General features: G+C 68.2%; 15 protein-coding genes. 7 read left to right on the top strand and 8 right to left on the bottom strand.

Annotated elements, in window-relative coordinates; all coding sequences use genetic code 11:
• The first annotated feature begins 134 nt into the window (after positions 1–134).
• From obgE to ACYVN4_RS29645, 3 genes are all read left to right on the top strand, one after another.
• A complete protein-coding gene (gene obgE / locus ACYVN4_RS29635) occupies positions 135–1586 on the top strand; it encodes a GTPase ObgE (RefSeq protein WP_460725295.1) in 1452 nt (483 codons plus the stop codon).
• 139 nt (positions 1587–1725) lie between these two features.
• Positions 1726–2826 carry a glutamate 5-kinase gene (proB, locus tag ACYVN4_RS29640; protein ID WP_460726736.1) on the top strand — a complete coding sequence of 367 codons (1101 nt, stop codon included), beginning with the start codon at positions 1726–1728 and terminating at the stop codon, positions 2824–2826.
• A gap of 431 nt (positions 2827–3257) precedes the next feature.
• Positions 3258–3746, top strand: coding sequence for a DUF4254 domain-containing protein (locus tag ACYVN4_RS29645; protein WP_460725296.1), 489 nt, complete (start codon positions 3258–3260; stop codon positions 3744–3746).
• 168 nt (positions 3747–3914) lie between these two features.
• Here the strand turns inward: ACYVN4_RS29645 and ACYVN4_RS29650 are convergent, their stop codons facing one another.
• Together ACYVN4_RS29650 and ACYVN4_RS29655 are read right to left on the bottom strand one after the other, a co-directional pair.
• A complete protein-coding gene (locus tag ACYVN4_RS29650; RefSeq protein ID WP_460725297.1) occupies positions 3915–5015 on the bottom strand; it encodes a methyltransferase in 1101 nt (366 codons plus the stop codon).
• Positions 5016–5127: 112 nt separating this feature from the next.
• Positions 5128–5967 carry an SDR family oxidoreductase gene (locus tag ACYVN4_RS29655; protein ID WP_460725298.1) on the bottom strand — a complete coding sequence of 280 codons (840 nt, stop codon included), beginning with the start codon at positions 5965–5967 and terminating at the stop codon, positions 5128–5130.
• Between the two features lie 111 nt (positions 5968–6078).
• On the opposite strand from ACYVN4_RS29655, the gene ACYVN4_RS29660 reads away from it, so the two are divergent.
• On the top strand, positions 6079–6576 hold the full coding sequence (locus tag ACYVN4_RS29660; RefSeq protein WP_460725299.1) for a MarR family winged helix-turn-helix transcriptional regulator: 498 nt from the start codon (positions 6079–6081) through the stop codon (positions 6574–6576).
• Positions 6577–6587: 11 nt separating this feature from the next.
• On the opposite strand, the gene ACYVN4_RS29665 is transcribed toward ACYVN4_RS29660, so the two are convergent.
• From ACYVN4_RS29665 to ACYVN4_RS29675, 3 genes are all read right to left on the bottom strand, one after another.
• The gene (locus tag ACYVN4_RS29665) at positions 6588–6752 is read right to left on the bottom strand and encodes a hypothetical protein (protein ID WP_460725300.1); all 165 of its coding nucleotides are present in this window, start codon (positions 6750–6752) and stop codon (positions 6588–6590) included.
• A gap of 35 nt (positions 6753–6787) precedes the next feature.
• The gene (locus ACYVN4_RS29670; protein ID WP_460726738.1) at positions 6788–8920 is read right to left on the bottom strand and encodes a RecQ family ATP-dependent DNA helicase; all 2133 of its coding nucleotides are present in this window, start codon (positions 8918–8920) and stop codon (positions 6788–6790) included.
• Positions 8921–9060: 140 nt separating this feature from the next.
• The gene (locus tag ACYVN4_RS29675) at positions 9061–9669 is read right to left on the bottom strand and encodes a TetR/AcrR family transcriptional regulator (protein ID WP_460725301.1); all 609 of its coding nucleotides are present in this window, start codon (positions 9667–9669) and stop codon (positions 9061–9063) included.
• Between the two features lie 66 nt (positions 9670–9735).
• On the opposite strand from ACYVN4_RS29675, the gene ACYVN4_RS29680 reads away from it, so the two are divergent.
• Together ACYVN4_RS29680 and ACYVN4_RS29685 are read left to right on the top strand one after the other, a co-directional pair.
• Positions 9736–10482, top strand: coding sequence for an MBL fold metallo-hydrolase (locus tag ACYVN4_RS29680; RefSeq protein ID WP_460725302.1), 747 nt, complete (start codon positions 9736–9738; stop codon positions 10480–10482).
• A 187-nt stretch (positions 10483–10669) separates the two neighbouring features.
• On the top strand, positions 10670–11080 hold the full coding sequence (locus tag ACYVN4_RS29685; RefSeq protein WP_460725303.1) for a hypothetical protein: 411 nt from the start codon (positions 10670–10672) through the stop codon (positions 11078–11080).
• A 47-nt stretch (positions 11081–11127) separates the two neighbouring features.
• Here the strand turns inward: ACYVN4_RS29685 and ACYVN4_RS29690 are convergent, their stop codons facing one another.
• From ACYVN4_RS29690 to ACYVN4_RS29700, 3 genes are all read right to left on the bottom strand, one after another.
• Positions 11128–12351, bottom strand: a complete 1224-nt coding sequence (locus tag ACYVN4_RS29690) for an RtcB family protein (RefSeq protein ID WP_460725304.1) — start codon at positions 12349–12351, stop codon at positions 11128–11130.
• 86 nt (positions 12352–12437) lie between these two features.
• Complete coding sequence (locus ACYVN4_RS29695; RefSeq protein WP_460725305.1) at positions 12438–13661, bottom strand: glutamate ABC transporter substrate-binding protein; 1224 nt, start codon at positions 13659–13661, stop codon at positions 12438–12440.
• A 189-nt stretch (positions 13662–13850) separates the two neighbouring features.
• Positions 13851–14414 carry a TetR/AcrR family transcriptional regulator gene (locus ACYVN4_RS29700; RefSeq protein ID WP_460725306.1) on the bottom strand — a complete coding sequence of 188 codons (564 nt, stop codon included), beginning with the start codon at positions 14412–14414 and terminating at the stop codon, positions 13851–13853.
• 83 nt (positions 14415–14497) lie between these two features.
• Here ACYVN4_RS29700 and ACYVN4_RS29705 point away from each other — a divergent pair, with 83 nt between their 5' ends.
• Positions 14498–14938: a nuclear transport factor 2 family protein gene (locus ACYVN4_RS29705; RefSeq protein WP_460725307.1), complete on the top strand. Its 441-nt coding sequence runs from the start codon at positions 14498–14500 to the stop codon at positions 14936–14938.
• The last annotated feature ends 46 nt before the right edge of the window (positions 14939–14984 follow it).

The following is a 14984-nucleotide window of genomic DNA, read 5'->3' on the forward strand; positions in this document are numbered from 1 at the left end:
CGCTCCACTAGCTTCCTAGCGGGTCAGGGTTCGTAGTAGCCCTGGCCCGCTTTTTTATGTTCAAGCACCGTGCTGTTTTCAACACGAGCCCTGCAAACGCAGACGACCAGTCCTGAAGGAGGATGATCACCGATATGTCCAAATTCATCGACCGTGTTGTTTTGCACGTGAGCGCGGGCAAGGGTGGGCACGGGTGTGCCTCGGTGCGGCGTGAGAAGTTCATGCCTCTGGGTGGCCCCGACGGCGGTAATGGCGGCAATGGCGGGGATGTGATCCTCGAGGTCGACCCGAATGTGCACACGCTGCTGGACTTCCACTTCCACCCGCATGCCAAGGGCGGCAACGGCAAGCCCGGTGAGGGCTCCAACCGCAATGGCAAGCAGGGCGAGGGTCTGCTGTTGAAGGTGCCGGACGGCACCGTCGTGATGAGCCCCGAGGGCGAGGTGCTCGCGGACCTGATCGGCGTGGGCGCGCAGTACGTGGCGGCCCGCGGTGGCCGTGGCGGGCTGGGCAATGCCGCGCTGGTGTCCAAGGCGCGCAAGGCCCCCGGTTTCGCGCTCCTCGGCGAGGAAGGGCAGGAGCGCGAGCTCGTGCTCGAGCTCAAGTCGGTGGCGGATGTGGGCCTGGTGGGTTTCCCGTCGGCCGGTAAGTCGTCGCTGGTGTCGGTGCTGTCGGCGGCCAAGCCGAAGATTGCGGATTACCCGTTCACCACGCTGGTGCCGAATCTCGGTGTGGTGCTTTCGGGCGACACGACTTTCACCGTGGCCGATGTGCCGGGTCTGATTCCGGGCGCGAGCGAGGGCCGTGGTCTGGGCCTGGATTTCCTGCGGCATCTGGAGCGGTGCGCGGTGCTGGCGCACGTCGTGGACTGCGCCACCCTGGAGCCGGGCCGGGATCCGGTGTCGGATGTGGATGCCCTCGAGGCCGAACTGGCCGCGTATCAGCCCGCGCTGAAGGGTGATGCGAGCCTGGGCGATCTGGCCGATCGCCCGCGCGTGGTCATTCTCAACAAGTCCGATGTGCCCGACGCCGACGAGCTGGCCGATTTCGTCATGCCGGAGTTCGCCAAGCGCGGCTGGCCGGTGTTCAAGATTTCCGCGGTGAGCCGGGAAGGCTTGCGGCCGTTGACCTTCGCGCTGGCGGATCTGGTGGCCGAGTACCGCGAAGCACATCCCAAGGCGGAGGCGAAGCGGCAGATCATTCGCCCGGTTATCAAGGGCGACACCGGTTTCCGGGTGCTCCCGGATCCGGAGGTGGAGGGCGGCTTCATCGTCGTCGGCGAGCGGCCGGAGCGCTGGGTGCACCAGACCCAGTTCGACAACGACGAGGCCGTGGGCTACCTGGCCGATCGTCTGGCCCGCCTCGGTGTCGAGGAGGAGCTGGTCAAGCTGGGCGCCGAGCCGGGCGCCTCGGTGACCATCGCGGACTACTGCTTCGATTGGGAGCCTTCGATTTCCGCGGGTGTGGAGACGTTGCTGACCCGTCGTGGCGTGGACCCGCGCCTGGATCAGAGCGACCGCATCGGCGCCGCGGAGCGCAAGCACGCCTCGCGTGCACGCCGTGGTCTGATCGACGACGACGAGTAGGACTGTGCCGCAGGGCCGTTCGCGATGATGCGGGCGGCCGGTGTGGCGGAACGACGGATTCGGGTGCGACGATGCTGCGGCATCGCGGGCGAATTGAGGTGTGGTGCAAGTGGTTTCGAGTGGCACTCCGATCGCTGAACTGAGCGCGGCGCGGCAGGCGATCGCGTCGGCGCGCAGCGTCGTGGTCAAGATCGGGTCGTCGGCGCTGACCAGTCTGGAGGGTGGCCTCGACACCGCGCGTCTGGACCAGCTTGCCGATGCGGTGGAAGCCCGCATGCGCGCGGGCTCGGACCTCGTCGTGGTGTCCTCGGGCGCCATCGGCGCCGGCATGGCCCCGCTCGGATTGTCCAAGCGCCCCAAGGATCTCGCCACCAAGCAGGCCGCCGCGAGCGTCGGCCAGCTGGCCCTGGCGCACGCGTGGGGAACCTCCTTCGCCCGCTACGACCGGGTGGTCGGCCAGGTGCTCTTGAGCGCCGGTGACTTCGGTCGTCGCGAGCCGCACCGCAATGCCCAGCGCACCCTGGATCGACTGCGCTCGCTGCACGCCATCGCGGTGGTGAACGAGAACGACACCGTCGCAACGGAAGAGATCCGCTTCGGCGACAATGACCGGCTCGCGGCCCTGGTGGCACACCTGGTCGGCGCGGACGCGCTGATCCTGCTCTCCGACGTGGACGGCCTCTACGACGGCGACCCGCGCAAGGGCGCGGCCAACTTCATCCCCGAGGTGCGCAGCAGCGCCGACCTGGACGGCGTGATCGCCGGTTCCGGTGGCGCGCTCGGCACCGGCGGCATGGCCTCCAAACTGTCCGCGGCCCGTCTCGCCGCCGACGCCGGCGTCCCGGTGCTACTGGCCGCGGCTTCCGATGCGGCAGCAGCGCTTTCGGGCGCCACCGTCGGCACCGCCTTCGCCGCCCGCCCCACCCGCCTCTCCGCTCGCAAGTTCTGGGTCCGCCACGCCGCCGACGCCCGCGGCGCAGTCCACCTCGACGCAGGCGCGGTGGCCGCAGTGGCCGAACGCCGCCACTCCCTCCTCGCCGCCGGAATCACCCAGGTGGCAGGCCACTTCTACGGCGGCGACGTCATCGACCTGATCGCCCCCGACGGCGAGCTCGTAGCCCGCGGCGTAGCCGCCTACGACAGCGACGAACTCGACACCATGAAGGGCCGCTCCACCACCGATCTCCCCGACAGCATGCAACGCCCCGTCGTCCACGCCGACGACCTGGTCAAAGTCTGATCGACCACGCCCGTCCGGGAGCTTTACCGCATTCGTCATTCCAGCTCGGGATCATCGTCGTCGTTCCGGTTTGCTTCGGCCGGAATCCACAGCGGCTGCGGGGATCCGGGCGTGAGGCCACGGTCGTGTGACAGTGTGACGGCTCGGGGGTCGGTGGGTTACGGCCGAATTGCGTTGGGGGAGAGGGAGAGTAACGGGCGCGGACCGGTCGGTTGGTCTTGGTGGTGAGGGGCAGTCGGAGGGCGGGGGAAGGGCAGTGGGCGGGACGGCCTGAGCGGTCATTCTGGAGGAGCACCCGGTGCCGCATCGAGATGTGCCCTTCGCCGATAGCGGTTGCCCGGATCCGGCGCGGTCCGCCCTTGCCGCGCCGGGCTCGCGGTCCGGTGACCGCCCGCGGCCCCGGGTGCGCCCGCACCGCCGTGGAGGTAGGTATGTACGTACCCCAACCTGATAGCACACAGCTGTGGCGGGCGAGCGGCCGTGACAGGTTCGCCGATCGCCCGGTACTGCCCGACTGGCACGAGTTGCTCGCGGCCTTCTGCGGTCACATCGGCGATCAGCCCGACGACCATGTGGTCACCCGCTGGGCCCGGGCACTGGCCGAACTGCACCTGCAGCGACGGGAGCGGTCCGGCGACACCGGCGGGATCGACGAACTACGCACCCAGCTGGTCGGTTTCATCGACGAATGGGTGTCGAGCCGAGCGCTGCCGAGGGGTGTAGCGCGGGCCGAATCGCTCGGGGCCGTGGTGGATGCCATGGCGGCGGCGCATGTACGCGCCGTGCATCTGCTGAAGACGGCCGAGAAGGTGTCGGACGAACAAGTACACGCCGCCTGGTTCCTGTTGGCGCAGATGGCGGACGGCTGGACCGATCGGGCCGCAGGGGTTGTCGGCCCACGCGTCCGGCGCTCCGCCTGACAGCTGAACGTAGCTGCGCGACAACGGAACCAGGGAGGCGGCCGCCCGTGGTGGGCGTGTGGATTGCGCCGCACTCGCCCCACGGGCAGCGTCGACGGGTCCGGGTGGGATCGCTGCCTGGGGCGATCAGCACCCGGACCGTCGTCGGCATCTTCCGGTGAGCGGGCCTCACCAGGCCGGATGGGCCTCGATGACACAGTCCGGTGCGACCGTGGGCACCACGCGGGTGAGCACGAAACCACTGCGGGAGAGCAGATTCCCGAATTCCGTCTGGGTGCGTTCCCGGCCGCCGGGCGTATTGACCAGCATTTCCAGATCGATGACCTTGCCCGGATGCGGTCGGTGATGCTCGGGCATGACGATGTCGATGATCAGCAGCCGCGCTTCGGATTCCATGGCGGTGCGCACCGTGCGCAGAATGCGTTCGGCGTCCTCGTCGTTCCAGTCGTGGATGATGTGTTTGAGCAGGTAGGCGTCGCCGCCCTTGGGGACGGTGTCGAAGAAGCTGCCGCCCTCGAAGGTCAGGCGCCCGGTGAGGCCGGGGCTCAGCAGCTGTTCCGGCAGGCCCTCGACGACGCGTGGCAGGTCGTAGAGGACGCCGCGCATGGTCGGGTGCCGGCGCAGGATGTCGACGAGCAGGCTGCCCCGGCCGCCGCCGATATCGACGAGGGTGCCGAAGCGCCCGAAATCGTAGGCGACCTGCAACGGTTCGGTGGCCAGGGTGCTGACGCTGGTCATGGCGCGGTCGAAGACCTCCGCGACCTCGGGATGCTCCTCGGCGTACTGCCAGAACTCCATGCCCTCCGTCTCGGTCCACAGTGACCTGCCCTGCCGCACCGAGCCGGTCAGGTCGGACCAGTGCCTGCGATGCAGGTCGGATCCCAAGAGCAGGAACAGATCTCGCAGCGAGACCTCCGCGTCGCCGCGCAGGCCCTGGGAGATGCCGGTCAATCGGTAGGCCCCGTCACGCTGCTGTGCGAAGACCCCGCCGCTGACGAGCAGCCGCATCAGCCGACGTAGCGCGTGCTCGTCGACGCCGATCGCCCGCGCGAGGTCGGCGGGTTGCCGGGGACCCGCGGCGAGCGCATCGGCGATACCGAGTTCGGCGGCCGCGCAGGTGGCCTGGGTGAGATAGCCGATGGTCGACAGTTCCAGGAGTGCGATGTGCCCGGGCACCAACCGCCGGTGCAGGGCGGCCAGGCTGTCGCGGAACCAAGCGATGGCGCGAACCAGTGGCAGGGGTGGGGCTTTGGGTGCTGCGGACGCCATGATGAACTCCCCGGGATCGTTAGGCGACTGCGGGATTTGTCTGAGCGTACGCGTCGCGCCCCTGGTGGACAGTGGTTTCCGCGACGGCCGGGCAACTCGGGCAGTGGGCCGGTCAGGCGGCGGTGAAGGCGGCCGCGTTCTCTCGAGCCCACTGACCGAAGGTGCGCGCCGGGATGCCGAGCAGGGTTTCGGTGGTGTCGGCGGGCGCCTGGGGGTGGTCGGCCATCTCGGCCCAGGCCGACAGCAGCGCATCCACGATGAAGGGCGGCATGGTGCGGGTCATCTGCTCGCGGGCAGCCTCGGGGGTGACGGTGACGACCGGGATCTCACGCCCGATGGCCGCCGACACCTCGCCGATCTGCGCGCGGAAGCTGATCGGCGCCGGGCCGGTGAGAGAGACTGTGCGACCGCGCAATTCGTCCCCGGTGAGGGCGGCGACGGCGATATCGGCGATGTCGAGCGGATGGATCATGGACAGGGCGGCCTGCGGGTAGGGGAGTTCGATCGGCTGCCCGGCCGCGACGGTCTCGGTCCAGCCGAGGGCATTGCTGTCGAATCCGCCGGGGCGCAGGGTGGTGGTGGCGAAACTTGCGGCGGCGAGCGACCTTTCGACGGCCACGTGCATGGCGCCGATGGGATTGCCGTCGGGATTCGGGCCGTCGACCGCCGAGGAGGACAGCAGCACGACGTGCTCCACCCCGGCCTTCTCGGCGGCGGCCACGAACGTGTCGGCGAGTGCGGGGTTGGCGTAGAGGAAGACCTGCCGCACGTTTTCCAGTGCAGCGGAAAGGGTTTCGGGATCATCGCTGAACTCGACGGCTTCCACCCCGGCGGGCAGGTCGAGCGCGGACAGGTCCTTGCTGGTGGCGCGGACGGGCAGGCCCCGGGCGTGCAGGCCGGTGAGGACGGCGCGGCCGATCTGGCCGCGGGCACCGGTGACGAGGATGGTCATGGGTAACTCCGATCGAGTGAGAATCCATGCATATGGACAAATACATGCTGTCATGCACACATCTGACAGTCAACACATATGTTCCGTCATGCATGCAGATACGATGTGCACATGACACAGGACGACCGCACCCCCGACGAGCTGCTCGATGCCGTCGGCCCGGCATTCGGCAAGCTCAGGCGCAGCGTCCTGCAGGAAGTCGAGAATCCCATCTCCGCCCGGGACTCGACCCGGGCGCTGGTGCTGGGCATGGTCCTGGGCTGCCCGGCGGTGGGCCCGGGAGAGCCGCCCGGGGAGATCACCGTCGGTGGGATCGCCACCGCCCTGTGCGTGGACCCGTCGGTGGCCAGCCGCATGGTCACCGACAGCATCAAGGCGGGCTACCTGCGCCGGGTCCCGTCTCAGCTCGACGGTCGTCGCGCGGTGCTCGAATTGAGCCCGCAGGGACACGAATTCATGGCGAACTTCCGCAGACAGCAGCGCGCCGCCTTCGAATACATCACCGCCGAATGGGCCGAACAGGATCGCCTCGATTTCGCCCGCTTGATGCTGCGCTACGTGGACTCCGTCGACGATCTCAAGAACCGCAAACCCCCCGCGGAAGCCTGAGCGCTTCCGCGCTACCCGGTGCCGTACCGGGAAGCATCCCGGTCCGGGTCGTAGTCGGACCCGTAGTCGATGGCCGCGGGCTCGGTGTCCTTTTCCTCGATGAACTTGGTGGGCTCGGGCGGTAGCTTGCGCCAGTGTGCCCGCGGGTCCGGTTCGTCGTTCGGAGTGTCGGTCATGGTGTCTCCCTCCCGATTCGACGGTACGCGGAGAATTAGGACGGGGTGGCCAGCGCGAAGGGGAGGACTGCGGGGGCTCCGGCGGCGCGTAGCGTGCGGGCGGCCATGGTGAAGGTCCAGCCGGTGTCGGTGAGGGCGTCGACCAGTAGGACGGGGCCGTCGAGAGCGCTGAGATCCGGTGTCTCCCAGGCATTGTTGAGCGCGGCGACGCGGTGCGCGGAGTTGGCGGCCGAGACCGGTGGGAGATCGGGGCGCAGGTGCAAGACGCCGAGATCTTGGAGGCGGCCGACCTGGGCGAGCCGGGCGGCGAGGGAGCGGGTCAGGATCGGGCGGCTGCCGGAGTCCAGGGCCAGCACCGCCGTGGGGCGCTGCGCCCAATCCCATTCGCGCAATACCGTTGTGCAGAAACGGAATACCTCGTCCGGGATGGGGGCGTCGGGGCCGTCGAGCAGCGGGCGCAGGCGCTGGCCCCAGCCGAGGTCGCTGAGGCGGCCCAGCACGCGGCCGGTCTCCGGGCCGTCGGAGATCTTGCCGGACAACGAGATTCCCAGCTTCGCCAGGCCGGTGGGCCACTGCTTGCGGGGCGCGAGATCGATGCCGGGACGATCCAGGCGGGTGCGGATCTCGGCGAGGGCGGTCTGATCGATGGTGGTGTCCTGGCGGGTGCCGGTGCAGTTGTCGCAGCGGCCGCAGACGGTGCCCAGGGCCAGGCCGGGATCGTCGAGTTGGCTGCGCAGGAACGTCATTCGGCAGCCGTCGGTGGCCTCGTAGTCGATCATGGCCTGCTGTTCGGCCTCACGGGCGATGCTGAGGCGCTCATAGCGTTCGGTGTCGTAGGTCCAGGGTTCGCCGGTACCGAGCCAGCCGCCGCGCACCCGGCGCACCGCGCCGTCCACGTCGAGGACCTTGAGCACCATCTCGAGGCGGGAGCGGTTGAGCTCCACCAGCGGTTCCAGGGCGGCGGTGGACAGTGGGCGATCGGTGTCGAGGGCGGCGAGCACCGAGCGCACGATGTGCTCGCGCGGGAAGGCGACCGAGGCGAAGTAGCTCCAGATCTGGCGGTCCTCGTGGCCGGGCAGCAGCACCACCTCGGCGCGTTCGGTGCCGCGTCCGGCACGGCCGACCTGCTGGTAGTAGGAGATGGGGGAGGAGGGCGCGCCCAGGTGCACGACGAAGCCGAGATCCGGCTTGTCGAAACCCATTCCGAGGGCCGAGGTGGCGATGAGCGCCTTCACCTCGTTGTTCAGCAGCGCGACTTCGAGGTGTTCGCGTTCGGTGGGGTCGGTCTGCCCGGTGTAGGCGGCGACGGTGTGCCCGTGGGAGTTCAGCACGTCGGCCAGATCGTGGGCGGCGGCGACGGTCAGCGTGTAGACGATGCCCGAGCCGGGCAGCTCCTGCAGGCGTTTGCTCAGCCAGGCCGTGCGCTCGACGGCGTCGGCGATGCGGACCACCGACAGGTGCAGCGACTCACGATCCAGGCTGCCGCGCAAAACCAGTGTGTCCGTGCCGATCTGGGTGGCGACATCGGTGACCACCCGGTCGTTGGCGGTGGCCGTGGTGGCCAGCACCGGTACGTCGGACCCGAGATCGGCGATGAGCGTGCGGATGCGGCGGTAGTCGGGCCGGAAATCATGCCCCCAGTCCGAGACACAGTGCGCCTCGTCGATCACCACCAGCCCCGCGTCGGCGGCCAGCTTGGGCAGCACCGAATCCCGGAAGTCCGGATTGTTCAGCCGCTCCGGGCTCACCAGCAGCACGTCCACATCCCCGGACGCCACCCGCGCGTGAATATCGTCCCACTCGGTGACATTCCCCGAATTGATGGTCGCCGCAACGACTCCCGCCCGCTCGGCCGCCGCCACCTGGTTGCGCATCAGCGCCAGCAGCGGCGACACGATCACCGTCGGCCCCCGCCCCTGCGCCCGCAGCAGCTTCGCCGAAATGAAGTACACCGCCGACTTACCCCACCCGGTCCGCTGCACCACCAGCGCCCGCCGCCGCCCCACCACCAGCGCCTCGATGGCAACCCACTGATCCTCCCGCAGCCGCGCCGCGGGCCCCGCCAGCTCCCGCAACAGCCGCTCGGCATCCTCGCGCAATCCCCCCGCACCGGGCTGAGCAGGGACGAGGTCGGAGGCGTTCGAGTCGGCTGAGGTCACGCCGACCATCGTGCCCCACCGCACCGACACCACGCCCACGCCGCCCGCAACTTCCCCCAACTTCGCACCCCCCGGTTGGCCGGACACCGCACCCGATTGACCGGACTCCGCACCCTGGGGGCGGTCGCCAAGCCCGCGAATCGGACGGATCAGCGGCCCCCGGCCAGGTGAGCGGTGACGAGGGTGTCTACCAGGTGGTCGAGGGGGAGCCAGGGGAAGCTGGGGCGGTCTTGGCGGAGGGTGATGAGGCCGTGCATGCCTGCCCAGAGGCATTGGGCGGTGGCGGCCGGGTCGGGGGTGCCGGTGGCGGCCGCGGTGGTGGTGAGCAGTTCCATGGTCGGTAGGCCGGGGAGCTGGCCGGAGGTGGGTTCCCAGCCTGGGGTTCCGGCGGTGCCGAAGAGGACGCGGTAATGGCCGGGGTGGGTGACGCCGTAGTCGACGAAGGCGTGGCAGAGGGCGGAAAGACGTTCGGCGGCAGCGGTTTCGGGGATCGGGGCCAGGGCGGTGAGCAGGGCTTCGCGGAGTTCGCCGAAGCGGAGTCGGTAGACGGCGGTGAGGAGCTCGCGTTTGTCGGCGAAGTGCAGGTAGACGCTCTGCGGGGCGACTCCGGCGGCGCGGGCGACGGCACGCAGGGACAGGGCTTCCTGGCCGTCGAGGTCTTCGAGCAGGCGGCTGGCGGCGGTGACGAGTTCGTCGCGCAAGCGTGCGCCCTCGCCTCGGCGGTTGCGATTGCGGGCGGTGGTGGGCTGGTCCGGCACATTGACAGGGTAACAAGACGGGCGTCTACTTAAAGTAAGTAGACGCCCGTCTTGTTAGGAAACGCCATGCTCACGGTCACCCGCGTCGTTCATGCCAGTGCCCTCATCGATTTCGGCGGAGCCCGAATCCTCACCGACCCGTGGCTGTCGGAGACCCGCTTCTACCGCCAGGGTGAGCCGCGCGCCTTCGCCACCGCGGCCGAGCTGCCGGAGTTATCCGGCATCGTCATCAGTCACGGCCACTACGACCACTGTGATCTGGCTGCGCTCATCACCTATCCCGATAAGTCGGTGCCCTTCGCGGTGGTGCCGGGGCTGGCGCAGAGGGTGCGCGCGGCCGGTTTTACGAACGTTGTCGAGCTCGCGCCCTGGCAGTCCACCCACCTCGGCCCGGTCGAGGTGACCGCTGCCCCGGCCAGCCATGGCGTCCCCGAGGTGACCTTCGTGCTGCGCGCGGACGGGCACACCGTCTTCTTCGGCGCGGACACCCTGCGCATCGCCGAGTTGGACGACATTGCAAGGCGTTTCCCGGATCTGGACCTGGCCCTGCTCCCGGTCAACGGCCTGCGTATCCGCCCGGCGCTCAACAAGCAGGTGGTGATGGATGCGGTGGAGGCGGCCGATCTCGCCCGCGTCCTGCGTCCCCGAGTGGCCGTGCCGATCCACTACGCCTTCTCCAGCGGGCCGCTCGGCGACCGACTCATGACCAAGGGTGACCGATCCGGCGCGGAGCATTTCGCCGCCGCAGCAGCCGATTTCACACCGGAGACAAACGTGCAAATACTCCCAACCGGACACGCATTCGCGCTGTAAAACACCGGTGAACAGCGCCTTGGTTGCGGAGCGGTCAAGATCGCGCGGAATCCCGTGGGCGGACGGACAATAGGGGTCCGGGCACGAAGGGCGTCCGGGGGTGCGCAGGGAGACGCAGATGCCGGAGAAGTTTCCATCGCCCGCGGGGTGGACTCCGCCCGGGGCGCAGTTTCGCAGTAGCGGAGGGGTGTCGCGCACGGTGACCGCGTCGCTGGTGGGGTTGTTGATCACCCCCGTCGGCATCGCTCTCGCCGCCCGCGGTGCGGCGGGCACCAGACAGTGGACGATTCTGGGGGACTTCGCCGATCGGGTCGGCTCGACCTTCGAGATCCTGGCCGCCGCGATCCTGTTCCTGATCGTCGCGGCCATGGCCGCCTATTCGCCGGCGGGCACCATCGTCGCCGGGCTGGTGTGGGGGGTGCTGCCCGGGATCATCCACTTCATCTTCCCGGACGACACCTTCCGGCTGATCGGTGATCTGCCGGTGTCGGATGACATGCACATCGCGTTGTTCCAGTGGCTGCAAACGGGATTCCCGCTCATCGTGGGCATCCTGCTGGTCGGTGCGGGTGCAGCGGCGACCTTCCGCCGCCGCTGAACCCGTCACATTGCCCCTGACTCAACCCTTCACACACAGCACCTGGCTCAGCCCTTGACGCACAACACCTGGCGGAGCGTGGCGACAATGTCGACCAGGTCGCCCTGAGCCGCGATGACCTGATCGATGTCCTTGTACGCCGCGGGGATCTCGTCGATCACCCCGGCGTCCTTGCGGGACTCCACGCCCTCGGTCTGCGCGACCAGGTCGGCGACCGTGAACTGCCGCTTGGCGGCGTTACGGCTCATCCGCCGCCCCGCACCGTGCGACGCCGACTGGAACGAGGCCGGATTTCCCTTGCCCCGAACCACATACGACCGCGTCCCCATGGAGCCCGGGATCAGCGCGAGATCCCCCGCGCCCGCCCGCACCGCGCCCTTACGGGTCACCAGCATGGGCATCCCGTCGATGACCTCCTCGGCCACGTAGTTGTGGTGGCACGAAATCGGCGTCTCGAAACGCACTGCCAACCCGTCGAATTCGGTGCTGACGGCCTGGCAGACCAGGGCCAGCATGACGGACCGGTTGCGTGCCGCGTACTCCTGCGCCCAGGTCAGGTCGCGCCGGTAGGCATCCATTTCCGGTGTCCCGGAGAGGAATACGGCCAAATCGCGATCCGGCAGGTCGACGTTGTGCGGCAGGGTGCGCGCCACGGCCATATGCCGCTCGGCGAGTTCCTTGCCGATATTGCGGCTACCGGAGTGCAGCAGGATCCAGACGCGACCCTCTGAATCCAGACATACCTCGCAAAAGTGATTCCCTCCGCCGAGGGTGCCCATCTGCTTGTGTGCCTTGGACTCACGCGACTGAACGGCAGGATCCAGCGCATCGAACGACTTCCAGAAGCGATCCCAGCCCGCGCGCATGGTGGTGCCCGCGGCGCGCTGGCCGAAAACCTCTGCGTTCAAACGGTTCACGTTCACCGGGTCGTCGTGCGCCGCGAACCCGACCGGCACCGCCGCTTCGATGCGCGACCGCAGCGAGTGCAGGTTGTCCGGCAGATCGGCGGCGGTGAGCGAGGTCAGCACCGCTTCCATCCCGCAGCCGATATCCACCCCGACGGCCGCCGGGGCGACCGCGTCCTTCATGGCGATGACCGATCCGACCGTCGCCCCCTTGCCCAGGTGTACGTCCGGCATCACCCGTACGCCGTAGACCCATTCCAGTTGTGCGATATTGCGCAGCTGCTGCAGCGCGGCCGGTTCGACCTCGTGCTCGTGGGCCCACATGAGCGTCTGCGCCCGAGTACCGCGCAGCTCGACGGGAAACATTGGACTGTCCTTTCTTTCGACTGCCGTCGAGGGTAGGTGCACCGCCCGTCCCGGTGCACCGCATTATTTCGGCGGTAGGTGCTGGCTCAGGGTTCGACGAAGTCGGCGGCGAGGCTGCAGAGTTTCCAGGAGCCGTTGCGGCGGACCATGCTGCCGGTGTAGTCGATGTCCTTGAAGTAGCTGCGGTATTTCTCGGGGACGTTTGTGAAGGTTTCGTGGAATGCGAAGGTCGCGGAGTTCGGGTCGTTTTGGGTGACGCCGGTGACGGTATTGGTGTAGCCCGCGTTCTTCACCTCCGCGCCGAGGTTTTTGTCGAATTGCGGGGTGTACTGGAAAACGATTTCGTCGATGGTGTCGGCGGTTTCGGGGCAGACCAGCGAGCGAAAACCTTCCCAGTCACGGGCATTGGAGGTGGCGGCGACGGCCTTGGCGGCATTCACCAATTCGGGATCGAGGGTGGTCGGATCGCCGGGTTCGACCGCTTTATCGGGGGCATTGAAGACCACCGGCGCGGGCATCGGCTTGTAGCCGCTGGCAGCCAGATTCGCCTCCATGGCGCGGCGCCAGCTGCCGTCGTCGATCATCAGCCGGATCGCCGAGGTGATGCGGTTCTGCAGGTCGAGATCGCCCTTGTGCACGCCGACGCCGTAGCGCTCGCGGGTGAAGCGGTGTCCGACCACGCGCAGCACGCCGGGATGTTCGTGGGCGTACCCGGCCAGGATGACATCGTCGGTGGTGACGGCGTCGATGGTGCCCGCGATCAGGTCGGAGACGCACTGCGCGTAGGTGTCTCGGGTGGAGAGCTTCACATTGTGGGCGAAACTGCGGCGAATCTTGTCGGCGGAGGTGGAGCCCTCGGCGGTGCACACGGTGCGTCCGTCGAGGTCCTCGGGCTGGTCGATGGCGCGTTCGCTCTGGCGCACCAGCAGGTCCTGGCCGGCCAGCAGGTAGGGCCCGGCGAAGGAGACCAGCTGCTGGCGCGCGGCGGTGATGGAGTAGGAGGCGACGATGAAATCGACTGCGCCGGAGTTCAACAGGTCCTCGCGCTGCTCGGAGCGGGCCTCGCGCCAGGTGATGTGGTCGGGGGTGACGCCGAGTTTGTCGGCGATGTAGACGGCGGTGTCGACGTCGAAGCCGTGGGGTTTGCCGTCGGGTCCCCGGACCGACAGTCCGGGCTGATCGAATTTGATGCCGACGGTCAGCGTGCGCGGGGGTGGCGGTTGCGGCGCGGCGTCGGGTTTCGGGGTGTTACCGCAGGCTGCCACTGCCAGACCAGCCGTAACGGCGACGGCACGGATCGCACGCTTCATCGAACCTGATCTCCTGTCGTCGACTCGCACGAATGAACTTCGAAGAACAGCCCCGGGCTGCGGTGCCCAAAGGGCAACCGATCAGCACATGGTGCATCAAATCATCAGAGTTGCAAAAACGTGCGGACATTGCGGAACTATGCGGGCGATTCGCCCTCGTTTCAGTTCTTTCCGCAATATTTCAGCGACTTATTGCCCGTTATTTGCGCGCAGACCGTCGGTGATCACGGCGAAGATGCGGTCGCGCAATCCGGGGTCCGCTCCGGCCTCGTGCACAGAGACGAAGATGCCCTTGATGATGGCGAGCAGGTCGTCGACGCTGATCTCCGGTCGCACCGCCCCGGCCGACTGGGCGCGGGAAAGCAGGATGGCCAGAGCTGATTTGAGGTCGTCGGACGCCGTGCGGGGGAATTGCCCGCCGGTGCTCCGCAGTGCGTCGGCCAGGTCGCGCTTGACACCGCCCTGCAAGACCAGCTTGGCCAGGAATTCGAAGAACACCGTGCCCGGATCGTGTGCTTCGGTCAGTTCGTGCGCGTGCGCGGTGATCCGCTCGACCTGATCGAGGATCGCGGCCTCGAAAAGTGCTTCCTTGGTGGGGAAGTGGCGGTACACGGTGCCCGCCCCGACGCCCGCCCGGCGCGCGATCTCATCGAGCGGCACCGAAATGCCTTCGGCGGCAAAGGCTTCCTGGGCGGCGGCCAGGACCCGCTCGCGATTGCGGCGGGCATCGGCGCGCAGGGGGCGTTCCGTCACTCCGTCAGCCTACCTACCCGTTGACAACCGGGGCGTACGCCCCGAATATTAAGCGGGTCCAACGTTCCGTTTTGGAGGTAGTGATGTCCACATCCGTCGAAACCCCTCGCGACGTCGTGCTGCGGCTCTTCGAAGGCCTGCCCTCGCGTGATCCCGGCGGCTTCGCCGAGCTCATGGCACCGGATGCCGTCTTCGAGATCCCGTTCCTGATCCCCGGTCAGCCCGACCGCATCGAGGGGCGCGAGCAGATCCGGGAGTATCTGGCCGCGCGCTGGTCCGGCAGTCATATGGCCGGGGTCGAGGTGCACGGGATCCGTCCGACCGTGCACGAGACCACCGAACCAGGCCTCTTCGTCACCGAGTGCGATATCGACATCACCCGCCCGGATCGGCCGCGCGAGTGGGTTCGCAGCTCCGTCAACGTGATTCGCGTCGAGGACGGCCTGGTCACGCTGTTCCGCGACTACATGGACACCGGCCGCATCGTCACGCTGATGGCGTCGCTGGCGCAGCAGCAGGGCTGACATGTGACGCCAATTACTCGCCGAGTCGTCGACTAACAGTTAGTGC

The sequence above is a fragment of the Nocardia heshunensis genome (assembly GCF_054782115.1).